At 67.3% G+C, this 21989-nt stretch carries 23 protein-coding genes and 1 pseudogene; 8 read left to right on the top strand and 16 right to left on the bottom strand.

Features of this window, described 5'->3' with window-relative positions; translation table 11 throughout:
• Window positions 1–3 precede the first annotated feature (3 nt).
• A complete protein-coding gene (locus O2L01_RS03105; RefSeq protein ID WP_270120308.1) occupies window positions 4–345 on the bottom strand; it encodes a hypothetical protein in 342 nt (113 codons plus the stop codon).
• A 291-nt stretch (window positions 346–636) separates the two neighbouring features.
• Between O2L01_RS03105 and O2L01_RS03100 the strand changes: the two genes are divergently transcribed.
• Both O2L01_RS03100 and O2L01_RS03095 read left to right on the top strand, forming a co-directional pair.
• The gene (locus O2L01_RS03100; protein ID WP_270120307.1) at window positions 637–1395 is read left to right on the top strand and encodes a helix-turn-helix domain-containing protein; all 759 of its coding nucleotides are present in this window, start codon (window positions 637–639) and stop codon (window positions 1393–1395) included.
• Window positions 1392–1577 (top strand): DUF397 domain-containing protein, encoded by a 186-nt coding sequence (locus tag O2L01_RS03095; protein ID WP_270120306.1) that lies wholly within the window; start codon window positions 1392–1394, stop codon window positions 1575–1577. The genes O2L01_RS03100 and O2L01_RS03095 overlap by 4 nt, the downstream gene beginning before the upstream one ends.
• Before the next feature lie 52 nt (window positions 1578–1629).
• Here the strand turns inward: O2L01_RS03095 and O2L01_RS03090 are convergent, their stop codons facing one another.
• On the bottom strand, window positions 1630–2187 hold the full coding sequence (locus O2L01_RS03090) for a TetR/AcrR family transcriptional regulator (RefSeq protein WP_270120304.1): 558 nt from the start codon (window positions 2185–2187) through the stop codon (window positions 1630–1632).
• Window positions 2188–2311: 124 nt separating this feature from the next.
• On the opposite strand from O2L01_RS03090, the gene O2L01_RS03085 reads away from it, so the two are divergent.
• The gene (locus O2L01_RS03085) at window positions 2312–2737 is read left to right on the top strand and encodes a nuclear transport factor 2 family protein (RefSeq protein ID WP_270120303.1); all 426 of its coding nucleotides are present in this window, start codon (window positions 2312–2314) and stop codon (window positions 2735–2737) included.
• Window positions 2738–2856: 119 nt separating this feature from the next.
• Complete coding sequence (locus O2L01_RS25615) at window positions 2857–3006, top strand: DUF397 domain-containing protein (RefSeq protein WP_374727650.1); 150 nt, start codon at window positions 2857–2859, stop codon at window positions 3004–3006.
• Between the two features lie 491 nt (window positions 3007–3497).
• Here the strand turns inward: O2L01_RS25615 and O2L01_RS03080 are convergent, their stop codons facing one another.
• Window positions 3498–3794 carry a DUF1330 domain-containing protein gene (locus O2L01_RS03080; RefSeq protein WP_270120302.1) on the bottom strand — a complete coding sequence of 99 codons (297 nt, stop codon included), beginning with the start codon at window positions 3792–3794 and terminating at the stop codon, window positions 3498–3500.
• 102 nt (window positions 3795–3896) lie between these two features.
• Between O2L01_RS03080 and O2L01_RS03075 the strand changes: the two genes are divergently transcribed.
• Complete coding sequence (locus O2L01_RS03075) at window positions 3897–4268, top strand: winged helix-turn-helix transcriptional regulator (protein ID WP_270120301.1); 372 nt, start codon at window positions 3897–3899, stop codon at window positions 4266–4268.
• Here O2L01_RS03075 and O2L01_RS03070 read toward each other — a convergent pair.
• From O2L01_RS03070 to O2L01_RS03040, 7 genes are all read right to left on the bottom strand, one after another.
• On the bottom strand, window positions 4265–5026 hold the full coding sequence (locus O2L01_RS03070) for a cation efflux transmembrane domain-containing protein (RefSeq protein WP_270120300.1): 762 nt from the start codon (window positions 5024–5026) through the stop codon (window positions 4265–4267). The two genes, O2L01_RS03075 and O2L01_RS03070, sit on opposite strands and share 4 nt — an antisense overlap.
• Window positions 5026–5361 carry an ArsR/SmtB family transcription factor gene (locus O2L01_RS03065; RefSeq protein ID WP_344468924.1) on the bottom strand — a complete coding sequence of 112 codons (336 nt, stop codon included), beginning with the start codon at window positions 5359–5361 and terminating at the stop codon, window positions 5026–5028. The genes O2L01_RS03070 and O2L01_RS03065 overlap by 1 nt, the downstream gene beginning before the upstream one ends.
• A gap of 1462 nt (window positions 5362–6823) precedes the next feature.
• The gene (locus O2L01_RS03060) at window positions 6824–8401 is read right to left on the bottom strand and encodes a glycoside hydrolase family 32 protein (RefSeq protein WP_270120297.1); all 1578 of its coding nucleotides are present in this window, start codon (window positions 8399–8401) and stop codon (window positions 6824–6826) included.
• A gap of 145 nt (window positions 8402–8546) precedes the next feature.
• Window positions 8547–8969: a peptidase inhibitor family I36 protein gene (locus tag O2L01_RS03055; protein ID WP_270120296.1), complete on the bottom strand. Its 423-nt coding sequence runs from the start codon at window positions 8967–8969 to the stop codon at window positions 8547–8549.
• A 213-nt stretch (window positions 8970–9182) separates the two neighbouring features.
• Window positions 9183–10115 (bottom strand): carbohydrate kinase family protein, encoded by a 933-nt coding sequence (locus O2L01_RS03050; protein ID WP_270120295.1) that lies wholly within the window; start codon window positions 10113–10115, stop codon window positions 9183–9185.
• Window positions 10109–11068: a glycoside hydrolase family protein gene (locus O2L01_RS03045; RefSeq protein WP_270120294.1), complete on the bottom strand. Its 960-nt coding sequence runs from the start codon at window positions 11066–11068 to the stop codon at window positions 10109–10111. The genes O2L01_RS03050 and O2L01_RS03045 overlap by 7 nt, the downstream gene beginning before the upstream one ends.
• A 28-nt stretch (window positions 11069–11096) precedes the next feature.
• Complete coding sequence (locus O2L01_RS03040) at window positions 11097–11984, bottom strand: carbohydrate ABC transporter permease (RefSeq protein ID WP_270120293.1); 888 nt, start codon at window positions 11982–11984, stop codon at window positions 11097–11099.
• Between the two features lie 95 nt (window positions 11985–12079).
• On the opposite strand from O2L01_RS03040, the pseudogene O2L01_RS03035 reads away from it, so the two are divergent.
• A pseudogene (locus O2L01_RS03035) lies at window positions 12080–13219 on the top strand (RNA-guided endonuclease InsQ/TnpB family protein).
• 80 nt (window positions 13220–13299) lie between these two features.
• Here the strand turns inward: O2L01_RS03035 and O2L01_RS03030 are convergent.
• From O2L01_RS03030 to O2L01_RS03020, 3 genes are read right to left on the bottom strand one after another with little or no spacing between them, the layout of a single operon-like run.
• Entirely contained in the window at window positions 13300–14247 is a 948-nt protein-coding gene (locus O2L01_RS03030; RefSeq protein ID WP_270120292.1) for a carbohydrate ABC transporter permease, read from the bottom strand.
• Window positions 14248–14249: 2 nt separating this feature from the next.
• Window positions 14250–15524, bottom strand: coding sequence for an extracellular solute-binding protein (locus tag O2L01_RS03025; RefSeq protein ID WP_270120291.1), 1275 nt, complete (start codon window positions 15522–15524; stop codon window positions 14250–14252).
• A gap of 53 nt (window positions 15525–15577) precedes the next feature.
• Window positions 15578–16597 (bottom strand): LacI family DNA-binding transcriptional regulator, encoded by a 1020-nt coding sequence (locus O2L01_RS03020; RefSeq protein ID WP_270120290.1) that lies wholly within the window; start codon window positions 16595–16597, stop codon window positions 15578–15580.
• A gap of 168 nt (window positions 16598–16765) precedes the next feature.
• On the opposite strand from O2L01_RS03020, the gene O2L01_RS03015 reads away from it, so the two are divergent.
• Both O2L01_RS03015 and O2L01_RS03010 read left to right on the top strand, forming a co-directional pair.
• On the top strand, window positions 16766–18331 hold the full coding sequence (locus O2L01_RS03015; RefSeq protein ID WP_270120289.1) for a phytoene desaturase family protein: 1566 nt from the start codon (window positions 16766–16768) through the stop codon (window positions 18329–18331).
• A 25-nt stretch (window positions 18332–18356) separates the two neighbouring features.
• Window positions 18357–19061 (top strand): DNA alkylation repair protein, encoded by a 705-nt coding sequence (locus tag O2L01_RS03010; RefSeq protein WP_270120288.1) that lies wholly within the window; start codon window positions 18357–18359, stop codon window positions 19059–19061.
• On the opposite strand, the gene O2L01_RS03005 is transcribed toward O2L01_RS03010, so the two are convergent.
• From O2L01_RS03005 to O2L01_RS02995, 3 genes are all read right to left on the bottom strand, one after another.
• Window positions 19058–19780 carry a FadR/GntR family transcriptional regulator gene (locus O2L01_RS03005; protein ID WP_270120287.1) on the bottom strand — a complete coding sequence of 241 codons (723 nt, stop codon included), beginning with the start codon at window positions 19778–19780 and terminating at the stop codon, window positions 19058–19060. The genes O2L01_RS03010 and O2L01_RS03005 overlap by 4 nt on opposite strands.
• Window positions 19781–19998: 218 nt before the next feature.
• On the bottom strand, window positions 19999–20952 hold the full coding sequence (locus O2L01_RS03000; RefSeq protein WP_270120285.1) for a carbohydrate ABC transporter permease: 954 nt from the start codon (window positions 20950–20952) through the stop codon (window positions 19999–20001).
• A complete protein-coding gene (locus O2L01_RS02995; protein WP_270120284.1) occupies window positions 20949–21932 on the bottom strand; it encodes an ABC transporter permease in 984 nt (327 codons plus the stop codon). Before O2L01_RS02995 ends, O2L01_RS03000 begins: the two co-directional genes overlap by 4 nt.
• Window positions 21933–21989 lie beyond the last annotated feature (57 nt).

Raw genomic sequence — 21989 nt, 5'->3', positions numbered from 1 at the left:
GTCCTACCCATCGCAGAACTTCACCATCGGCGGGGTCGAAGGGAGTGCGGTGCGGCCGCTGTAGAACACCCGGAAAGCCGAGTCCTCGACCCAGATCTTCCAGTTGGGTTTGAACGACCGCCAGAACGGACCCCAGGTCGCCTTCAGGTTGCCGGAGTTCAGCCCGGACACGATCAGCACGATGTCCTCGCTCGCGCCGGTGACGACTTGGAATGAGTCGGGCGCATCGGCGCTCGACGCGCGGACTTTGTAAGACCGGTAGTCATCGTGGAACGCTCCTCGCTCGAACGAGTCGGTTCGCCTTGCACCGCTTGCATTTTGTTCCCCCATATCTTGTTCCTCCACTTCGGATCAATGTGAGTGGCCGCATCTCGCGATAGATCGAAGATAGGCAGATCGACACGCTGAATCAAGGGTGAAATGCCTGTTCAGGGGGTATCTATGCGCCGTGGCGGCTGGCTGTGGCGCTGTGCGCGTAGCGCTCCGCCACGGCATGTAGGCCTACGCGGAACGACACTTCAAACCGCACATGATGGGGGTTGCGGATCAGGTGTTGTTTGTTTTACTGAGTGGATGGCAACGAATGCACCACGCCGAACTTCGGTACGCCGCAAGCTCATCGGACGCAGGCTCCGCATGAAGCGAGAGCAGGCGGGGTTGCCGATGCGGCACGAGAGGATCACCGCGATCGTCGGATCCACAAGATCGCTCCAGCGCCTGGAGGGCGGTGAGGCAACCGGCTTGACCTATCCGGTCATCGGGGCGCTGTGTGACCTGTACAAGATTCCTGCAGAGGAAAAATTCGAGCTTCAACGACTCTGGGAGCTTCGGGAAGGCACAACCTGGTCGCAGCCCTGGGGGAAAGGCCCCTTCGGCTACAACGCATATCAAGAGCTTGAGCTCGAGGCTTGCGAGGTGTTCCGGTTCGAGACGACCTACGTACCCGGAAAGCTCCAAACTGAGCGCTATGCGCGCAGGGTCTTCTCCGGCAATCCGGGGCTCGATGAAGCGGGCGTCGACAGACAAGTCGATCTTCGCCTTAAAGGGCAGCAGTCGTTCTGGGGAGGGGGAGGCGGCCGAACCTACAAGTTCCTTATCAGCGAGGCGGTCGTACGATTCGCCGGGGATGAGGAGCAGATCGACAGACTGATCGCGGCAGATGCCCTCCCCTATGCGACGGTCAACTACCTGCCGTTCGAATACGGCCCATCGCCACTGCTCAACGTCCCCTTCGCGATGCTGAGCTTCGCAGACGAGAACTTCCCGGATATCGTTTGCGTTGAGGCTGGCAACGGGATGATCTACTTTGAGGCGGAAGAGTCCGTGAGTTACTACCGGTACAGCATTGCCGCGGGCGAGGGCCAGTACAGGCCGATCAAGGAGATCACGCTGTGAACGAGGCACCGTGGCGAAAGTCGAGCCGTAGCAGCGGAGCGGCCGACACCGAATGCGTCGAAGCTCGGGCCGTCGCGGCTGACTTCCAGGTGCGGGACAGCAAGCTCGGTGACACCTCCCCGGTCTTCGACCTGAAGGCCTCCGACTTCACCGGTCTGCTCCGCACGGCAGCCCGCGACTGAACACCCGCAAACGCAAAGACCAGGGCCGGGCGCATCGCGCGCCTGGCCCTGATCATTGTGCCTGGCCGTCTGCTTCCATTCCGTGGCAGATGATGCGTACCAGATGGAGTGCATGGTCGGCATCGGTGGCCGCTGAGGCGGCAGCGCTGGTCAGTGTGAGTATGTCGCCGACGGTGAAATCGGGTCGCAGCGCGTCGGTGTCGCGCGCGCGGTCCAACAGTCGCTCGGCAGTGGCACGGATCGAGTCGTGCCAGCGGTCGAACAATGCGGTGCGATGCTCGGGTCGGCGCTCGGTCCCGGTGAAGGCCAGGGCACGTTTGGTCGCGATGTGGGTGGCGAGAAGGTCCAGCCACGCGAACAGGGCTTCGGTCGCCGAGGGCTCGGACAGAAGCGACTCACCCTTGGCGCACAACGCCGCGACGTCGTCTTCGTAGACGGCGATGAGGAGGTCGGCGCGAGTGGGGAAGTGCCGGTAGAGCGTAGCGTTGCCGACTCCGGCCCGCCGCGCGATCTGGTCCAACGCGGCATCCGGGCCGTGCTCCTCGAACAGTTCTCGAGCCGCGGCGAGCAGCAGGGCGGCGTTCTTGACGCCGTCGGCCCTGGGTGCCATCCGATCACTCCCATCACATAAGCGGGGATGTCCCCGTATATTGTAGGATCATCGAAACGGGGAAGTCCCCGGATGCTGCACTTGGTGCGAGAAACCCTGCTGACCTTTGGAAATGAGGACTGGCATGACCATCACCGCCGACGACCGCGCAGCCATCACCGAGCTGCTGGCGATGCACGGCCACTTGATCGACGCCGGCGAGCTCGACCGGCTCGACGAGGTGCTCACCACCGACGCTGTCTACGACGTGACCGACCTCGGATCGGCGCCGCTCGAAGGGCTCGCAGCCTGCCGCGAGGCGGCACTTGCGCTCGGCGAGGGCAACCCGCTGGGGCACCATGTCACCAACATCGTGCTCACCGAGACCACCGCGGGGCAGGTGCACGCCCTCTCGAAGGGGATCGGCGTCAACACCGACGGCACGACCGGCACCGTGACTTACGAGGACGCGATCGTGCGCAATGAAGGAGGCTGGAGGATTCGCCACCGAAAAGTCATCGCGCGACGCTCCCCCTTGGGCGGCAAGGGAACGGCCACGACCGCCCGCTGATCGGGCACCAGCATGGTGGCTGGCGCCCGATACCACTGAGCGTCGTCCCGCAAGAGATCTCGAACTGTTGCAAAGGTTCACTCGGTCGAATCGGCCGCCAGGACGCGAGTCGGTGTTACTTGCCAGAGCAGCGGCCAGGCGGACTCCGTGTCGAGGTCCGAGTCTCGCGCTGGCGCAAGTCCAGCCGGAGCAGCGGTAATACCGACTCCAAATGCGTCGAAGCCCGCGCCTTCGCGGCTGACTTCGGTGCGGGACAGCAAGCTCGGTGACGTCTCCCCGGTCTTTGACCTGAAGGCCGCTGACTTCACCGGTCTGCTCCGCACGGCAGCCTGCGGCTGCACACCCTCAAACGCAAAGACCAGAGCCGGGCGCGATGCGCCCGGCCCTGGTTGCTAGGCAGTGTTTGAGAACTGAGTGAGCCTCCAGGTAGTTTTGTTGTGTCGCAACGAAACTCAATACTGGAGGCCGGTCTCGGTGCCGCGCTCACCGATGCCAGTGGCGGCGCTTGCGCCGATGGCTGCCGCCCCAGCAGCGACGGGGCGGCCGATCACCAGGTCGCGGCGGACGCTGATCGATGCGATCGCCTGGCGCGTATGCGTCGGCGCTCCTTGGGGATTCCTTCCCGAGACCGTCTTCGACCCTGGCGCACCTCGAGACTGCTCACGCGGTCACCTTATCGTGCGCCAGGCGGGGCCCGGAGTGCTTGGCGCTCCGGGCACCGGCTCACTGAAACCTCAGTGGAGGTCCGACTGGACCTCGGTCAGTCGCGGCCTTCAACGATGCGGAAGTCGCGCTCGAAGCCGTCGGGGAGTTCGGCCAATGCCTCCTGGTAGGCCGCGCTCGCGCGCGCGGCGACCGCTTGTTCGAAGCTGTCGAACTCGATCAGCACGACGCGCTCAGCGATTCCGGCTTCGTGGGCTTCGACCCGGCCGCCGACGCTGGCGAGCACCCGTCCGTTTGCGGCCTTGACGGCTCGACCTGCCAGTTCGTTGTAGACCTCAAGCCTCGCAGGGTCATCGATAGTGGGGTAGACGCTGACCCAGTAGCCCTTGCGCATGGAGCCTCCAATGTCGGGATGCGTGCTTCGAATTCCGAAGCACTGTCGCGATGTGCGACACTACAGCTTCGGAATTCGAAGCGCAAGAGTCGACGGAGAGCCATGAGCACGACGCCCATGCCGGGCCGACCGGTCCGCGGTTCCACCACGGGCCGATCGCTGATGGCGGCACTGGACCTGTTCGGGCGCCGCTGGACGCTGCGCATCATCTGGGAGCTTGGGAACGAGCCGCTCGGATTCCGGCTGCTGCAGCGGCGCTGCGACGACATGTCGTCAAGCGTCCTGCGGCAACGGCTCACCGAGCTTCAAGAGGCTCGGCTCGCCGAGGTGCGGAGTGACGGCACCTACGCCCTCACCACGCTCGGCCACGACGCCCGCAAGTCCCTCGATCCCGTCATCGAGTGGTCGCGGCGGTGGGCTGCCGCGCTCGCCGATGCCCCTCCCACCACTGCCGAGAATGCCGACGACGGCTAGGCATCGGTGCGAGATGGCTTGGAGGCCTTCATGATCGTGATCATCGTTGGCGAGTCTGCGGCGGGAGAGCAGCAGCCGTCGTCGCAGTCCTCGTCCTTGCCGCTCTGGTCCGCCAGGGTGAGTCCGACTGGGGCACAGCAGTTGTCGCCCTTCCACGCTTCGCGGCCCTCCTTGACCGCCAACGCGGCGATGACCAGGGCCGCGGCGGGGTCGGCCCACCACCACCCGAAGACGCTGTTGACCACGAGGCCGACCAGCAGGACCGCCGACAGGTAAGTACAGAGCATCGTCTGCTTCGAATCCGCAACGGCAGAGGCCGAACCGAGTTCCCTTCCGGCCCGGCGCTGCGCCAGGGACAGCGCGGGCATTACCGCGAGCGACACCGCTGCGAGGACGATGCCGACTGTGGAGTGCTCGGCGGCCTCGGCGCCGATGAGGGCGCGGACCGACTCGACCGTGACGTAGGCGGCGAGAGCGAAGAAGGCGATCGCGATGAGCTTCAACGCGACCTTCTCGCGCGCTTCCCGCTTCTCGTGGGTGGCGGCGGAGAACTGCCAGGCCACGGCTGCGGCCGAAGCGACTTCAACGATCGAGTCGAGACCGAACCCGATGAGAGCCGTGGAAGAGGCGATGGTGCCCGCGCTGATGGCGACGACCGCTTCGACGATGTTGTAGGTGATGGTCGCCGCGACGAGGAGTCGCACGATGAGGGTGAGCCGGTCGCGTCGCTCGACGGTGAGTACCTGCGCGGAGGCCATCAGCAGCACCCCTGCTCGTCGGTCGCGTCGCACGCGGCCGGGTCGACCGTGAGCGCGATGTTCAGTAGGTCGCCCAGGGCGTGGGCCAGGCCCGGGTCGGCCAGTTCGTACCGGGTACGCCGGCCCTCGGGCATGGCGACGACGAGACCGCAGCCTCGAAGGCACGCAAGGTGGTTCGAGAGGCGCTGGCGGGAGACGCCCAGGAGGTCGGCCAGATCGGCCGGGTAGCCCGGCGCCTCCCGCAGTGCGAGCAGCAGGCGGGAGCGGACGGGGTCGGACAGCGCATGGCCGAAGCGGGCCAGGACCTGTCCATAGGTCAGAGTTTCCACGAACATGACAGTACATAATTTCGTGTATTCACGCAAAGATATACTGTGAATGAGAACTTGCCTGGGGCGGGTACAGGCTTGACGGGAGCCTTCGAGAGCTGATCGGTGGAGGCGACCGTGCGCCTCTGGTGACCGTGTCCTTGCGTATCGGCTTTGCGGTCGCAGTGTTCGGCGTTCAAGATGGCGGCGACGGCGGAGTGTGGTGGGGCGGCGTAGTCAACCTCGCGGTCACAGTGAGGGACGCCGAGGTTTGCCTTGGGCCGCAATGGGTTCCGGCCGAGGTCGGGCGGAACGTGAAGCCTTTCGCATCTTGTGGGTGATGACGCTCGGTGCGGGGCGAAGGATACTTGAGGTACGTACAAGGACAGGGAAAACGTACAGGTGTTGAGTAGGTGCAAGCAGACTGAGCCAAGCCTCTGGCCTCTCGCAAACCGGACTGATTCCGAGGCGACGACCCGGTAAGTCAGGGTTCTCCTCCTGTTGGGGGCGTCCGATCTCATCCTCTCGTGCTATCGCGTTCCGCAGCTGACTACGGCCCCTTGATGGGTCGTACTGGGCGGGAGATCGTTGGTCGGGATCACCTCGATCAGCGGCAGTGTTCTGAACGAGACACATTCGAGGCAAGTCCGCCGCGCGACAGGCGGGGCCAGCCGGGCATTAGAGGACCCGGCTGCAGTCCACGTCAGAAACGCAAGGCACGCAAGACAACAGCCACTACTTCCTTCCCGGCGCCAGTGTGCGCACAGGAGGGGGATAGAAAGAAGGAGAGGGAGATAGGCGACCGGGCCGGTCGGATAGGCGGCTCGGGTCGGCCAGACGGCGAGACCGCTGGTGATGGGCACCCGACCGAAGGTGCACGGCACTGCAAGTGATGTGCGACGACCGAGAACGAGGAAGCACGGAAGGAGGTGAATGTGATGCGAGGTTCACAGACGATGCTGGCCATGCGATCTGAATACGTCTGCGGGCGAACCGATCAGGACGTCGTGTGGTGCGGGTGCGTGACCGGCGTCGGCCAGACCGGCCACCGCCGGGCGGACACGGTCATGGCGGCTGACCGATCGCGGACCGAGGAGAAGGCCACCGAGCGGTGCCATCGAAGACCACCAGGACCGTCTTCGCCGCTCCCCGGCCCGGAGCGGCGAACGACGCCGCCTCGGGAACTCGACCTCGGAGACGATCCTCGCTCCACCGTCGCTGATGGGGTGAGTCTGAACCGAATCTTCGTCGGCCCCGGAGGTCGGGCCCCGAACACCGTCACCGCTGTTCTGTCGCTGATGGGGTTGGGCAGGGCCGATTCCGGCCTCGACCACCTGTCTCCACTGAACCGTCGGCGATGGGTGAGGTCGGACCGAAACGGGACCGGGCTCAGGCACTCGAAGCTGTGCCCCGCTGGAACGTCTGTTCAGAGCAGTTCGTTCCCCCAGAGCCGGGCGCATCGCTCGCCCGGCCCTGGTGCCGAAGGCGCTTAAATCGGGCGGAACTTGGTGACCGTGAAGTCGCCGAAGACGGCCGGGCCTCCGTCGGTGTAGAGCGCGATCCGCTCGTCCCCGCCCTCGGGGAAGACCAGGCTTGAGTGCACGTACCTTCCATCATCCACGAACACTTCGATGCTGGTGCGGTCCAATAGGATCCGCAGGTCAACACTCGTCCTGGCCGGGTCATGCGGGGTGCGGCTCTCGAGCCACCTCGCCGAGCGGTCGGGGTTCCAGGTGCCGGCGCGGTTGACGTACGTGAAGTCGTTGTAGACGCCGACGTCGATGTGCCTTGAGCCCCAGTTCGAGAGCGCGAGCTGCATGCCGACGTTGCGCAGTGAGGTCCACGAGATCGAGGTGCGGATCTCGTATGCGAGGCCGGTGGCGTCGAGTTCGAGGCGGCCGTCCACGGTGAGATCCCCGAGCTCGATCCGCTCGGCGACTCGGTTGTCCAAGGCCGCCACCGGCTTGGACACGAGGGCGCAGTCAGTGGCGCTGTAGTACTTGAGGCTGATCTCGCGGGTGATCGAGTCGGTGCCGTTGAAGCCGTCGCTCTCCCAGGTGGGCGTCTCGTGCGGGTAGTCCCAGAAGTTCATCCAGGCCCTCGCGTAACGCGTCTTCGGGTCCGCCTGCCCATCGGCGACCTTCTCCCAGGTGACGGCCCCGTACCAGTCCCATCCGTGGTCGAGCCAGCGCGGTTCGGCCCGGTCGGGGGTGAAGTTCGCGCCGTCGAAGTCGCCGGTCCAGTACGCGTACGTGGCGGGCAGTCCCGAGCCCTTCCCGTTGGCGCTCAATCCGAGCACCCATCGGCCGGGCCCGGTGTCGGAGTCGATCCAGAACAGGTCCGGGCATTCGAGCGCGCCGAGGCCGTCCTTGATGAAGCCGCCCGTGTAGGTCCAGGTTTTCAGATCGGGGGAGTGGTAGAAGCCGATCTTGTTGCCCTCGGCGAGGGCCATGGCCCAGCGCGAGCGCTCGTCGTCCCAGAACACCTTGGGGTCGCGGAAGTCGCGGCCGCCCGGGTTGGCCAGCACCGGCCCGCCGGGGAGGGCGGTGAAGGTGCGGCCGTCGTCCGTTGAGTACCAGAGGAACTGGGCCTGCGCGGCGCCGGCGGGGGCGTTGTGGTCCTCCTGGGTGGCGAGGACGACGACCGCTCCGGCGCCGAAGCCGGCGGTGTTGTCGGTGTCGACGACGGCGCTGCCGGACCAGACGTCGCCGTCCGCGTTGGCGTCCTTGGGGATCGCGACGCCGCCGTCCTGGTAGACCAGGTTGTCGGTGCTGGTGGCGAGCCGCCAGGCGGTGCCTTCGGCGGCGTCGCCGTAGTCGGCGTTGTAGAGGTAGTAGTACAGGTATTCGCCGCCGAGCCAGATGGGTCGCTGGGGGTCGTTCTTCCAGCCGTCGGGGGTGGCGAAGTGGTAGACGGGTCGCTTCGAGGCGACGGCGGCGGCCTGGTTCTGGCCCTGCCCTTGGCCGTGCGCTGATTTCGCGGTGGCGGTGGAGGGCAGACCGACGACGGCGGTGGCAGTGCCGAGGCCGAGTGCGCGGAGCATCGTCTTCCTTGACGTGCGGATCATGTTGGACTCCAAAGGGTTCGGATGGGATGCGAACCACGCTAAAGAGTTAAAATAGTTAAATCAATGGATAAATAGGTTAAGCGGTAGGTTAATTCGTGCTGAGATCGAAAACGGGCCGCCCGAAGGCGGCCCGCTCGCTCCTCACCTAGCAGGCGGAGACGGTCTTGGCGCTTTCGATATCGTCGTTGAAGTCCCAGTCCTTGAGGTTGCGCACCGAGGACCCGGGGGCGACGCAGTGGGACTCGCCGGAATAGTCGTCGTTGGCGTAGACCCGGATCATGTAGCGGGTGCTGTTCATGAGCGAGGTGATCTCGTTGTCGCCGTCCCAGCCGTCGAGCTGGTACTTCTGGCCGGTGCCGGTCGGCGCCCAGTTCGCGTACCGGCTGCCGGAGAAGCTCGAGTCCTCCCACATGCAGAACCGGCCCCCGGCGCAAGTGCCCGCGTCGGCCTCCTCGTCGGCCTGTGCCGGAGCGACACTGAGCGCGACGACCGCGCTCGTCGCGACGAACCCGTACGCCGCTCCCCGGAGGGCGCGGCCCAGCAGCATCTTGATCTTGGCGTGCGACATATCGCAACTCCTGAAATCTCGTAGGTACCGGAACAACTCGCCTGTTCCGGTACGAGACGCCAGCCGCCGCGGCGGCTGTTGCCTGTCGCGCAGGAGATCACCGTCATATAACGATGGCGCACGGAGTGCGGTGCCGCCTCGGTGAGCACGAGGTCCCGGCCTTCTCGGGTGTTCTCGCGGAGAGGGCGAACCGCCCAGGACGGCGCCCGCCGCTCACACGAGTTCGTTCCGCCAAGGCGGGTTCGCGCCCGCTCGGGAGCAGGTCACCGCCGCGACTTTCGAGGCGAAGGCGACCGCATCGCGCGCTTCGGCAGCGGTCAGCCGGTCCAAGTCCTCGCGGCGCAAGCGCCCGTTGCGGTCCAGCCAGTCGAGCAGTGCCCCGCTGAAGGAGTCGCCCGCGCCGACCGTGTCGACCATGTCGGCCTTCGCAGCCGGCACCGCGAACGCTTCGCCCCCGGCCCACACCAGCGAGCCGTCGCCGCCGCGCGTCACGATGACCAGCTTGCGGCCCTTCGCGATCCAGTCCGCGGCCAGCTCGGCCGGGTCGGCCCCGGGCCAGATCCATTCCAGATCCTCATCCGAGACCTTCACGATCGCCGCGAACGCGAGCCACCGCTCCAGTCGCTCGCGGTATGCGTCCCGGTCGCCGAGCAGGGCTGGGCGCACGTTCGGGTCCAGGCTGATCGTCGTGGTCTTGCCGAGGTCCGCGAGCCACCGCTCGACCACCGGCCCACCAGGCTCGACGGCGATTGCCAGCGACCCCGCGTGCACCGCGTCGAGACCGGGATTGTGGGGCAGTTCGGCGTCCTGCCACTGCCAGTCGGCGGTCCCGGCAACGTGGAACGCGTAGCTCGCCGACCCGCTCGGGGCGACGGACACGATCGCGAGGCTGGTCGGCTCGTCCGCGTCGACGATCCAGCGCAGGTTCACATCGGACTCGGCCAGGTGCGTGCGCAGCAGCTTCCCGAAGGCGTCTGCGGAGAGTCGGCCCAGGAAGGCGACCTCAGAACCCAAGCGGCCCAAGGTGACCGCGACGTTCATCGGGCTGCCGCCGGGGTGCGCGACCGGATGCCGGGCGTCCCCGTGGCCGACCTCGAGATCGATCAGGGCCTCGCCGACCACGGCGATCCTGGGAAAGCTCAGCATGTGCGCACCAGCCTCTCTCCGTCCCAGCGGACCGGGATCGGGTCCGCGAGCTCGCCCACGAACCCGCCGTCCTCGATGTTGCGGAAGCCGATGATGACGGTCTGGCCGTCGACATCGTGCAGTCTCGCCGCGTACAGGCTCTCATGCTCGAACGGCCGTGCCTTGGCAATGTCGAAGGAGGTCCCGTCGAATCCGCCGAAGGGGTCGTCGACGGGCACCACGTAGTTGTCGCCGGTCTCGTCAAGCGCCCGGCGGGCGTCGGAGGCCTCGCCCTTGCCGCAGCAGAACAGCAGCAGCCACTGGCCGTCCACTTTGTGGAGCTGGGTGACCTCGATCTGGCCGAACCCGAGCACGTCCGGGCGGCTCAGAGGCGGCAGGACCTCCCAGTCGACCAGATCCTGCGACCTCGCGTGGCCGACGACGCCGCGTTCGCGGGTCGGTTCGGGCCCTTCGACTCTCGCGGTGAAGAGCATGTGCCAGCCGTCGTCGGCGCGCACCACCCAGGGGTCGCGGCAGGCCTCGTCGAACCAGTCGGACTCGGGGGAGAACTTCTCGTAGAAGCGCGGGTCGGCCTCGACCTGCGGGCCGGGCTCGCGGTGCCACACCAGGAGGTCGTCGGAGACGGCCGAGCCGATGCGCTGCACGTTCCCGCCCTCGGAGCGGGAGACGCCGGTGTAGAACATGCGCCACCGGCCCGAGTCCTCACGCACGATCGAGCCGGTCCAGGTGGCCTGGTCGTCCCAGGCCGGCGAGTCGGCGAAGACCAGCGCGTCCGGCAGGAGGGTCCAGTCCTTGAGGTCCGCGGAGACGGCGTGGCCGATGGTGGCCCGGTGGTGGCGGCGGCCCTCCTCCTGGAGCGCCCGGGAGGCGCGGAGGAAGAACACGTGGTGCCGCCCGTCGTCGTCGGTCGCGTACCAGGAATCCCAGACCCAGTGGTCGGCGAGGTTCAGCATTATCGTCCTATCTAGAGAGTGGGGGAGTTCAGTCCTTCATGCCCGCAGAGGCGATGGACTGGATGAACGCGCGCTGGAAGACGAGGAACACGACCACCATCGGCACGGTGATCATGGCGATGTACGCCATCACCTCGCCCCAGGCGGTGTCGAGCTGGAAGAAGTACTGCACGCCGACCATGACCGGCCGCAGCTCCTCGCTCTGCACCGTCATGAGCGGCCACAGGTACGCGTTCCAGGTCGCGGGGGAGGTGACCACGGTCAGGATCGCGACCGTCGCGAACACGGGCTTGGAGAGCGGCACGATGATGCGCCAGTACGTGCGCAGCCACCCGGCCCCGTCGATCGCGGCCGCCTCCTCGAGTCCCTTGGGGAGGGACTTGAAGTACTGCGCGAACAGGAAGATCGAGAAGGCGTTCACGATGAACGGCACGATCTGCACCCGGTACGTGTTGAGCCACCCGAACTCCAGGATCGGCGTGAGCCCGTCGAAGCCGACCCAGGGCAGCTTCGAGACCAGGTACACCATCGGCACGATCGTGGTGTCGAACGGCAGGATGAGCGTGGCGATGACCAGGCCGAAGACCAGGCCGCGGCCCTTCCAGCGCATCCGGGCCAGCGCGTAGCCGCACATCGAGTTCACGACCAGGCCGAGGGCGGTGACCATGAAGGTGACGAACAGCGTGTTCCCGAGGAAGCGCCAGAACGGGACCCGGTCGAACACGGCCGCGTAGTTCTCGAGCGAGAGGTCGCCCACGGGCAGGAACGCCTTGAAGGAGTTCATGTCCGCGAAGATCTGGTGGTCGGTCTTGAGGCTCGCGGCGAGCATGAAGACGATCGGGAAGAGGAAGAAGGCCGCGAGCACGGTCATCGGGACGTACGTCCAACGCTTGCGGGCTCCTGAGATGGTGGTCATCTGAGTCTGTGCGGTGTTAACCCTCTCCGTTTAGGGAGGAAACCGCACCCTCCTCTCGGTTGAACTACTACATGGATAGAATTTGAGCTGTGACCATCGCAGTGAGGCACCGGGCATTCCGGTTCCGCTGTTACCCGACGCCGGCCCAGGCCGCGAACCTGGCTCGGACGTTTGGGTGTGCCCGCCTGGTCTACAACAAGGCCCTTGATGCCCGCCAGAAAGCCTGATATCGGCGCAAGGAGCGGGTCAACTACGTCCAGACCTCGGCGTTGCTCACCGCATGGAAACGCCGCTCCGATCTCGCTTTCCTCAACGAGGTGTCTTCGGTTCCGCTGCAGCAAGCGCTCAGGCATCTCCAGAAGGCCTACACCGGATTCTTCGACGGACGCACCGCCTACTCGCGTTTCAAGCAGAAGCGACACCTGACTGGTTCGGCCGAGTACACCAAGTCCGGGTTCACCTTCAGAGGAGGCGAGCTGAAGCTCGCCAAGCACGATGCGCCGCTGGCGATCCGCTGGTCGCGTGAACTGCCGTACGGAGCAGATCCTTCGACGGTAACCGTGACACGCGACGCGGCCGGGCGCTGGTTCGTGTCCCTCCTGGTCAAACAGGACATCCCCACCTTGCCCAAGCGGGACAATGCGATCGGCATCGACGCCGGTCTCACCGCCCTCTTGACCATGTCCACCGGTGAACAGATCATCAACCCGCGCCATGAGCGCCGTGACCGGGCCCGCATCAAACAGCGGCAGCAAGACCTGTCGCGCAAGCAGAAAGGCTCTACCAACTACCGCAAAGCCCAAGTTCGGCTCGCTCGCACACACGCGCGTGTCACTGACCGGCGTCACGATGTCCTGCACAAGCTCACGACTCGACTGGTTCGCGAAAACCAAACGATCTGCGTCGAGGACTTGCACGTGCGGGGGATGCTGGGAAACCACACACTTGCCCGCGCGATTGCGGATGCCTCCTGGAGCACGTTCCGGCGTTTGTTGGAGTACAAGGCCGATTGGTACGGACGGGAACTGGTCGTTATCGACCGGTTCTTCCCGTCGTCGCGGACGTGTTCGGCCTGCGGCACCCTTAAGAGCAAGATGCCGCTTGCGGCCCGGACCTTCACCTGTCCCGAATGCGGGCATGCCGAGGACCGCGACGTGAACGCGGCCAAGAACATTTTGGCGGCCGGGCTGGCCGTTGCAGCCTGCGGAGACGGTGTCAGACCCAAACGCCGATAGGCGCGCGGGCAACTGTCTATGAAACAGGAAACTCCTCCTAGTGATAGGCGGCATCCCGTCTCTTCGGAGAGCGGAAGAAGTCAACAGTCCTTGTCCCTCGTCAGGCGGCGCTGCACGAGCGCGAGCGTGAGCACGATGCAGAAGAAGATCAGTGAGAGCGCGGCGCCGTAGCCCATCTGCTGCTGCTGGAATCCCTTCTGGACGATCTGCAGCACGATGGTGCTTGTCGAGCCCACTGGGCCGCCGTTCGTCATGATGTTGACCTGCACGAACAGGCTCATCGCCGCGATCGTGATGGTGATGAGCACGAACACGAACGTGGGCTTGAGGAGCGGCAGCGTCAGGTGCCAGAAGCGCTGGCGGGGCGTGCAGCCGTCGAGCGCGCCGGCTTCGTAGACCTCTTCGGGGATGGTCTGGAGGCCGGCGAGCCAGATGATCATGTGGAAGCCCACGCCCTGCCAGACGCTCATGACCACGATGGCGCCCATGGCGGTCGAGGGGTCGGCGAGCCAGGCCTGCCCGGCCCAGGCGCCGCCGGTGAGCATCGAGAGGGAGGCGTTGATGAGGCCGTCCTCTTGGTAGAGGAAGCGCCACAGGAGGCTCACGACCACCATCGAGGTGATCACGGGCAGGAAGAAGATGGTGCGGAAGACGTTGCGGCCTGCGAGCTTCTGGTTCACCAGGAGCGCGAGGACGAGCCCGAGCCCGCCTTGGAGCGGGACCACGATGACCGCGAACAGGAGCGTGTTCAGCAGCGAGCGGTGGAAGGTCGCGTCGTCGGTGAAGGCCCGCTGGAAGTTCTCGAGGCCCACGAACTCGGGCGGGGTCGGCGAGATGAGGCGGGCGTTGGTGAACGCGAGGACCAGGGACACGAGTGCAGGCCCGATCACGAACACGAGGAGGAGCACGATCCCGGGCACCGCGAACACGGCGCCCGCGCGCTGCTCGGCGCGGGAGTGGCTGCGGCGCTTGCGCTTCGGCGGCGGGGCCGCCGCCTTGACGGCGGCCCTCTCGGCGGTGGCGACCACTGCTAGAACCCGTACCCGGAGTTCGCGTCGATGTCCGCGTCGATCTCGGCGACGGCCGCGTCCAGGGCGGTCTGCACGTCGCCGCCGTGGATGATGTCGCCCGTGTACTGGCCGAAGACGGAGGCGATCACGGTGTACGCGGGGGTCTCGGGGCGGAGGGTCGCGTAGGCCTTGGAGTACTCGACCATCATGCGCAGCTTGCCGTCCGTGCCGTAGTGCTCGGTGAGCTCCGCGGCGGCGTCGGTGGCGGGGATGAGGCCGGTCTGGTTGGCGTACTCGGCCACGTACTCATCCGAGAGCGCGGTCTCCAGCCACGAGTTGGCCCCGGCCTTGTCGGCGGTCGCGGTGACGGCCCACTGCCAGGAGCCGCCGCCGATCTTGGGGCCGTTGCCGAAGTCCGGCGGCGGCAGGAACAGCATGTCGTCGTACAGGTCCATGGCCGGGAGGGCGCCCCAGTTGCCGTGGAAGGCCATGGCGGCCTTGCCCTGCATGAAGTCCTCGGCGCCGCCGGGGGACTCGGGGTTGGCGAGGTTCGCGGTGAACAGGCCCTGGAACCACTGGCCCCACGCGAGGGCTTCGGGGCCGTTGAGGACGCCGTCGGACTTCAGGTAGCTCGAGCGGTCGATGAGGTCGCCGCCGAAGCTCTGCAGGAAGGGCGAGAACGCGTACGGGTACCACTCGCCGGTGTCGGCGGTGGAGAAGTCGATCGCGTACTGGTACCCGGCCTTGCCGGTGACGGCGGTGAGGGCGTCGTCGAACTCCTCACGGCTCCAAGGGGACTCGATTGTCGGGATGCGGACGCCGGCGGTCTCGAGCACCGACTGGCGGGCGAAGACCGAGCAGGCGGCCTCCCAGTGGCCCACGGAGTAGAGCTGGTCCTGGAAGACGCCGAGCGTCGAAGGCAGGAACTTCCCGGTGATCTCCTTGGGCACCTCGAGCGGCTGCAGGTGCCCGGCCCAGGCCCAGTTCGGGACGTTCGGGCCGTCCACAGTGAGCAGATCGGGGAGGTCGCCGGAGAGCGCGGCGGCGTTCACTGTGTCGTTGTAGACGTCCTGCGGGAAGGGCTCCAATGTGGCCTTCACGCCGTCCTGGGACTCGTTGAACGCCTTGATGATGTCCTCGGTGACCGCGATCTCCAGCGGGCTGCCGGCGTTGTGGCTCCAGAGGACCAGCTCGCCGTCGGAGGCGCTGGAGGCGGTGCACGCGGCCAGGGCGGGCCCGGCGATGGCGGCGCCGCCCGAGGCGGCGGCGAGTTTGATGAGGTGGCGTCGTTGCATGGTGCTCACTCCAATGTGATTCGGGCAGAAGAGGTTCGGGGTGTGCCGGGGCCTCACCTGGGCGGGGAGACGGAGTCGCGCTTGGCGACGGGGCAGGGCATGAGGTGCTGGACGGGCGCGGTCTCGGGGTCGTCGAGGCGGCGCAGCAGCTCCACGACCGCCCAGCGCCCCATCTGGTAGTGGGGCAGTGCGGCCGAGGTGAGTCCGGGCTGTAGCTCGGGGGCGATGAGTTCCTGGTCGTCGTAGGAGACGACGGAGAGGTCTTCGGGGACGCTGAGCCCCAGCTCGGCCGCGGCGCGGTAGACGCCCATCGCGACCCGGTCGTTGAAGCAGAAGACGGCGGTGGGCCGGTCGGGCCGCGAGAGCAGGCGCAGCGCGCCCTCGTGCGCGGGCCGGGTCGTCGCCTGGTCGATCTCGATGAGCAGGTCATCGGGGTCGAGGCCGTTGGCGGCGACGCGCTCGCGCCAGGTCGCGAGGCGGATCGCGCGGGCTTCCACGTCCTCAGTGGTCGTGATGTGCCCGATGCGGGTGTGCCCGGCCCCGGTGAGCTCCGCGAGGACCCCGAGGGTCCCGCCGCGCTCGTCGGGGACCACCGACGACGCCGAGCCGTCTGCGGTCCGGGCGTCGAGCAGTACGCAAGGGGTGGAACCGATCACGGCCGGCACCTCCACCACTTGGTGGTACATGGTCGCGAGCAGGATCCCGTCGATCTGGCGCTCCTGCAGGGCCCCGATCGCCTCCTCGGTCTCGGCCTTGTCGCCCGAGGTGTCGATCATGAGGAGCAGGAACCCGGCCTCCCGGGCCGCGTCGTGCGCGCCCCGGATCATCTGGCCCGCAAAGGGAGTCGTGGCCACGTCGTCCCCGACGAACCCGATCATCTGGGTGCGCCGCGTCCGCAGCCCCCGTGCCACCGTGTTCGGCCGGTACCCCAGCTCGGCGGCCGCCGCACGCACCCGCTCCCGGGTCTCGGGGCCGATGCGCCGACCCCCGGTCTCGTTGAGCGCCATAGAGGCCGTCGCCGTGGAAACACCGGCCGCCTTTGCGACATCGGCCAATCGGGGCTGCTTCGTCACCGTTGACTTCCCTTCATCAGTTAATCGATTAACCAAAATACTAAGGCGTATTCGCAAGAAGTTGTTAATCGATTAACCGAGAATCTACGACCGCCCGGAAACAACCCGGCCACGCCCGAGTCACGGTTCGGCAACGACACGACCGGCCGCGGCGTGTTAGGAATGGGCATGCCTCAGCACAAGTCCTATGACGCCGTGATCGTCGGCGGCGGCCACAACGGCCTGGTCTCGGCGGCCTATCTCGCCCGGGCGGGGAAGCGGGTGCTGGTGCTGGAGCGGCTGGGGCACACCGGGGGAGCGGCGATCTCCGCGCCGGCGTTTCCGGGGGTGGACGCCCGGCTGTCGCGGTACTCGTACCTGGTGAGCCTGCTGCCGCGCAAGATCGTCGACGATCTCGGGCTGCGGTTCGAGGTGCGCAAGCGCAGCGTCTCGTCGTACACGCCGACCGAGCGCGGCGGGCGTTCGACCGGCCTGCTCGTCACGCGCGACGCGGGCCGGACCAGAGAGGCGTTCGCGCGGCTCACCGGGTCCGAGAGCGAGTTCGAGGCGTGGCAGGACTTCTACGGGAAGGCCGCGCACGTCGCCGAGCGGGTGTTCCCGACGCTCACCGAGCCGCTGCCCACCGAGGAGGAACTGCGGGAGCGCATCGGGGACGACCGGATCTGGGACATGTTCTTCCAACAGCCCCTAGGGGAGACGATCGAGCAGACCTTCGCCGACGACCTCGTGCGCGGGGTCGTGCTCACCGACGGGCTCATCGGGACGTTCAGTTCGGCATGGGCCGAGGACCTGCGGCAGAACCGGTGCTTCCTCTACCACGTGATCGGCGGCGGCACGGGGGACTGGGACGTGCCCGTCGGCGGGATGGGCGCCTTCACCGACGAGCTTGCGAACGCGGCCCGCGCGGCGGGCGCGGAGATCCTCACCGGGCATGAGGTTTCGAGGATCGCGACGGATGGTTCGCGCGCTGAGGTGGCCTTCGTCAACGAGGCGGCGAGCGGGACGGTCGAGGCCCGGCATGTTCTGGTGAACGCCTCGCCCGAGGCGCTGGCCGACCTGCTGGGGGAGGAGCGCCCGGCGCATGCCGAAGGGGCGCAACTCAAGGTGAACATGCTGCTCAAGCGGCTGCCGAGGCTGCGGGACACCGGGGTGGACCCGCGCGAGGCGTTCGCCGGGACCTTTCACGTCTCGGAGTCCTTCGAAGAACTCGAATCCGCGTACACCGAGGCGGCCTCCGGGCGGCTCCCCGCGAGGCCGCCTTCGGAGATCTACTGCCATTCGCTCTCGGACCCGTCGATCCTCGGCGAGGAGCTGGTGCGCGCGGGCTACCAGACGTTGACGCTGTTCGGGCTGCACACGCCCGCAAGGCTTTTCGACGGCTCCGAGGATGAGAAGTCCGCCCTGCTCGCGGCGACCGTGGCGCAGCTCGACCGGTACCTCGACGAGCCGCTGGCCGACTGCCTGGCCGTGGACGGGAACGGGGAGCCGTGCATCGAGGCGAAGACCCCGCTCGATCTCGAACGCGACCTGCGGCTGCCGGGCGGGAACATCTTCCATCGCGACCTCTCATGGCCGTTCCGCACGGGCGGGATCGGGCGGTGGGGCGTGGAGACCGGGCACGCGAACGTCTTCCTCTGCGGGGCCGGGGCGGTGCGCGGCGGCGGGGTGAGCGGGATTCCGGGGCACAACGCGGCCATGGCCGTCCTCGAAGCCGGTGTCGGCCCTCGGTCGTAGACTGCGACGCGGAAAGGAGGCGGCGATGGAAACGAAGGACGAGGTCATGGCCGAGCTGGCCGCCCTCGAGGACACGAAGATCCGCGCGGTGAACGAGCGGCACGGGGACGACCACGGCGTGAACCTGACCAAGCTGCGCGCCGTCGCGAAGCGGCTGAAGACCCAGCAGGACCTGGCCCGCGAGTTGTGGGGCACCGGCGACTCCGCCGCGCGGCTGCTCGCGCTGCTCGTCTGCCGCCCGAAGGCGTTCGACCCCGACGAGCTGGACTCGATGCTCCGCGAGGCGCGGACCCCGAAGGTCCACGACTGGCTGGTCAACTACGCGGTCAAGAAGCACCCGCAGGCCGAGGAGCTGCGCCTCGCTTGGATGGCCGACCCGGACCCGGTGGTGGCCTCCGCGGGTTGGGCGCTCACGAGCGCGCGGGTCGTGAAGCAGCCCGAGGGCTTGGACCTGCCGGAGCTGCTCGACGTGATCGAGGCGGAGATGAAGGCCGCGCCCGACCGCCTCCAGTGGGCGATGAACGAATGCCTCGCGCAGATCGGCATCGCGCACGCGGACCTGCGCGAGCGCGCCATCGCGATCGGCGAGCGGCTGCAGGTGCTCAAGGACTACCCGACTCCGCCGAACTGCACGTCGCCGTACGCGCCGGTCTGGATCGAGGAGATCGTGCGCCGCAACAGTCCCGCACACAACAGTGCCGCACCCAGCCGCGCCGCAACGGCCGGTTAAGCCTCGGGGGTCTCCGGGGTCTCGTCGTCGTCCAGGGGCAGGAACGGCAGGGAGTCCTCGACGCCCAAGAGGTGGTTGGCCATGCGGATGCGGGCGTTGTCCGGCTCGCGGTAGTACAGGGCCCGCAGGATCGCGAAATGCTCGCCGTGGGTGCGCCGGTCGATGCCCTCTTCGCGGAGGCTGCGCCACAGCCGCGCGCGGACGGTGCGGCTCGCGAACGCCTCGATCATGCCGGTGAGCACCGAGTTGCCGGTGTGGGCGGCGATGATGCGGTGGAACGCGATGTCGATCTCGATGATGCGCTCGTGCTCGTCCGGGGTCTCGTCGAGGATGCGGGCGGCCTCGTCGAGCAGGGCCCGGGCCTCGGCGAGCGCTTCGTCGGTGATGCGGGTGGCGGCGAGCCGGGCGGCCTCGCTCTCGAGGAGGCGGCGGATGGCGTGCACCTCGCGGGCCTGGCCCTCGCCCTGGAGGTCGACGACGAAGCCCATGGGGGCGAGGAGCTGCGAGACGTCGAGCTCGGTGACGTAGGTGCCGTCGCCCTGGCGGGAGTTGAGGATGCCGAGGATCGAGAGGGCGCGCACGCCTTCGCGGAGGGAGCCGCGGGAGACGCCGAGGGTCTCGGCGAGCTCCTTCTCGACCGGCAGGCGCTCGCCGGGCTGGAGTTCGCCGTTGAGGATCATGTGTTTGATGCCGTTGACGACATCGTCCGTGCGGGACATGGGTGCAAGTATCGCCGAGTCGCCACCGAACCGCAAGAATCGTCGGATCATTCTGTTTTACCGGGTCAAGAAAACGGGGCCCTCCGGGTCCGGGCGCAGTGTGCAGCTGCATTGCCCGGCCGGAAGGCCCCTGGCCGCGAGCGGTACGACGGCGAATCGACCCCCCGACCCTCACATCGCGCTCGCGGACCGACCCGGGGGCGGACCCCCGGGACGTTCTAACCCTTGATGGCCCCCGTGATGACGGCCTTGGTGAAGTGCTTCTGGATGAACGGGTACATGATCACGATCGGCAGGACCGTGCAGACCACGACGGCCATCTTCAGCGCCGCTGTCGGCGCGGCCTCGCCCTGCGCCTGGTACTGCGCGGTCGCCGCCGCGCCCTCGGGCAGGCCCTGCGTGGACATGAGCATCCGCTGGAGGACCACCTGGATCGGCTGGACCTCCAGGCCCGGCGTGTAGAGCACGGCCGAGAAGTAGATGTTCCAGTAGCCGACGGCGTAGAAGAGGGCGACGACCGCGAGGATCGCCTTCGACATCGGCAGCACGATGGTGAGCAGGATCCGGAACTCGCCGGCGCCGTCGATGCGGGCCGCGTCGAGGAGTTCGCCCGGGATCGTGTTCATGAAGAACGACCGGAGCACGATGAGGTTGAAGGCGCTCAGCGCGACCGGCAGGATCAGCGACAGGTAGTCGTTGAACAGGCCGAGCTTCTGCACGACCAGGAAGCTCGGGTACATGCCGGGGCCGAACAGGAACGTGAACAGCACGAGCATGAGGATCGGCCGGTGCAGGACCGAGCCGGGCCGGGCGAGGGCGTAGGCGCCGCAGACGGTGAGGACCATGCTGAAGGCGGTGCCGCCGGCGGTCAGGATCACGGTGAGCAGCAGCGAGTCGGTGAGCGCGCCGCCGCTGAAGATCTCGCGGTAGGCGGCGATGCTCAGGTCCGTCGGGATGAGCAGCAGGTTGCCACCGGCCCGGCTGAGGGCGTCCTCGCTGGCGAAGCTGGTGGCCACGATCGCCCACAGCGGCACCAGGATCGCGCCGGCGTAGCAGATCAGGAACAGGGCCTTGACGGCCTTGCCGGCGAAGGACGGCTCCTCGTCCCAGACGGGGCGGGCGCTCTTCCGTGGGGAGCGGCGCGGTGCGGTTCGGATGGCGTTGGCGGTCATGACTTCTGGTAGATCCCTTGCTCTCCGAGGCGGTGCGCGACCTTGTTGGCGGCGAGGATCAGGATGAGCCCGATCGCGCCCTTGAACAGGCCGGCCGCGGTGCCGAACGACGCGCCTTCGGTGCCGATGACGCTGCGGTAGTACACGTACGTGTCGAGCACTTCGGTCGCCTGGTAGCCGATGGCGTTGCGCTGCAACTGGTACTGCTCGAAGCCGACGGAGAGGATGCCGCCGATCTGGAGGATGAGCAGGAGGATGATGACCGGCCGGATGCCCGGCAGGGTCACATGCCACATCCGGCGCCAGCGGTTCGCGCCGTCGACCGCGGCCGCCTCGTAGAGGCTCGGGTTGATCGAGGCGAGGGCGGCCAGGAAGATGATCATGCCCCAGCCGGCGTCCTTCCAGGCCCACTGCATCCACGCGAGCAGCAGGAACGTGTCCGGGTTCGACGTGAAGGAGAGCCGGTCGCCGCCGAGGCCCATGATCCAGTTGGAGACCAGGCCGTCAGCGCCGAGCACCTGCACGAACACGGTGACGACGAGGACCCAGGAGAAGAAGTACGGCAGGTACACGATCGACTGGAACGTGCTGCGGACCTTGGTCGAGACCACCGAGTGCATGACCAGCGCGAGCGCGACCGAGAGCGGGAACAGGAACAGCAGGTGCGCGGCGGCGAACTTGAGCGTGTTCAGCAGGGCCGGAACGAAGTACGGGTCCGCGAACAGCCGCTCGAACCAGGCGAAGCCCACGATGGGGTTGTCCCAGAACGGCCGGTGGGGGCTGTAGTCCATGAACGCGATGACGTTCCAGGCCGAGGGCCAGTAGAAGAACACCGCGAGCTGGGCGACCACCGGGAGGGCGAGCACCAGGAGCGGCCAGTCGAAGCGGAGTCGCTGCGCGAAGCTCCGCTTGCGTTTGACGGTGCGCGCGTCCGGGTTGCGGGCCGTGAGCGGCGGGGCCTCGCTTTGCATTGTTGCCATTGCTGATTCCAGTCTCAAGTCGAGTTCGGCGGGCGACGGCGGCCGGGCCGCCCGGGG

It is taken from the genome of Glycomyces lechevalierae (assembly GCF_027622945.1).
Lineage (GTDB): Bacteria > Actinomycetota > Actinomycetes > Mycobacteriales > Micromonosporaceae > Glycomyces > Glycomyces rutgersensis.
Note: the sequence above shows the minus strand (reverse complement) of the source record. Positions and strands in the feature narration are given on the sequence as shown.

Excerpts from the sequence above, each read along its gene's own strand:
- O2L01_RS03100 (WP_270120307.1), top strand. The coding sequence starts at position 637 with ATGAAGCGAGAGCAGGCGGGGTTGCCGATGCGGCACGAGAGGATCACC.
- O2L01_RS03090 (WP_270120304.1), bottom strand. The coding sequence starts at position 2,187 with ATGGCACCCAGGGCCGACGGCGTCAAGAACGCCGCCCTGCTGCTCGCC.
- O2L01_RS03085 (WP_270120303.1), top strand. The coding sequence starts at position 2,312 with ATGACCATCACCGCCGACGACCGCGCAGCCATCACCGAGCTGCTGGCG.
- O2L01_RS03080 (WP_270120302.1), bottom strand. The coding sequence starts at position 3,794 with ATGCGCAAGGGCTACTGGGTCAGCGTCTACCCCACTATCGATGACCCT.
- O2L01_RS03075 (WP_270120301.1), top strand. The coding sequence starts at position 3,897 with ATGAGCACGACGCCCATGCCGGGCCGACCGGTCCGCGGTTCCACCACG.
- O2L01_RS03070 (WP_270120300.1), bottom strand. The coding sequence starts at position 5,026 with ATGGCCTCCGCGCAGGTACTCACCGTCGAGCGACGCGACCGGCTCACC.
- O2L01_RS03065 (WP_344468924.1), bottom strand. The coding sequence starts at position 5,361 with ATGTTCGTGGAAACTCTGACCTATGGACAGGTCCTGGCCCGCTTCGGC.
- O2L01_RS03060 (WP_270120297.1), bottom strand. The coding sequence starts at position 8,401 with ATGATCCGCACGTCAAGGAAGACGATGCTCCGCGCACTCGGCCTCGGC.
- O2L01_RS03055 (WP_270120296.1), bottom strand. The coding sequence starts at position 8,969 with ATGTCGCACGCCAAGATCAAGATGCTGCTGGGCCGCGCCCTCCGGGGA.
- O2L01_RS03050 (WP_270120295.1), bottom strand. The coding sequence starts at position 10,115 with ATGCTGAGCTTTCCCAGGATCGCCGTGGTCGGCGAGGCCCTGATCGAT.
- O2L01_RS03045 (WP_270120294.1), bottom strand. The coding sequence starts at position 11,068 with ATGCTGAACCTCGCCGACCACTGGGTCTGGGATTCCTGGTACGCGACC.
- O2L01_RS03040 (WP_270120293.1), bottom strand. The coding sequence starts at position 11,984 with ATGACCACCATCTCAGGAGCCCGCAAGCGTTGGACGTACGTCCCGATG.
- O2L01_RS03025 (WP_270120291.1), bottom strand. The coding sequence starts at position 15,524 with ATGCAACGACGCCACCTCATCAAACTCGCCGCCGCCTCGGGCGGCGCC.
- O2L01_RS03015 (WP_270120289.1), top strand. The coding sequence starts at position 16,766 with ATGCCTCAGCACAAGTCCTATGACGCCGTGATCGTCGGCGGCGGCCAC.
- O2L01_RS03010 (WP_270120288.1), top strand. The coding sequence starts at position 18,357 with ATGGAAACGAAGGACGAGGTCATGGCCGAGCTGGCCGCCCTCGAGGAC.
- O2L01_RS03005 (WP_270120287.1), bottom strand. The coding sequence starts at position 19,780 with ATGTCCCGCACGGACGATGTCGTCAACGGCATCAAACACATGATCCTC.
- O2L01_RS03000 (WP_270120285.1), bottom strand. The coding sequence starts at position 20,952 with ATGACCGCCAACGCCATCCGAACCGCACCGCGCCGCTCCCCACGGAAG.
- O2L01_RS02995 (WP_270120284.1), bottom strand. The coding sequence starts at position 21,932 with ATGGCAACAATGCAAAGCGAGGCCCCGCCGCTCACGGCCCGCAACCCG.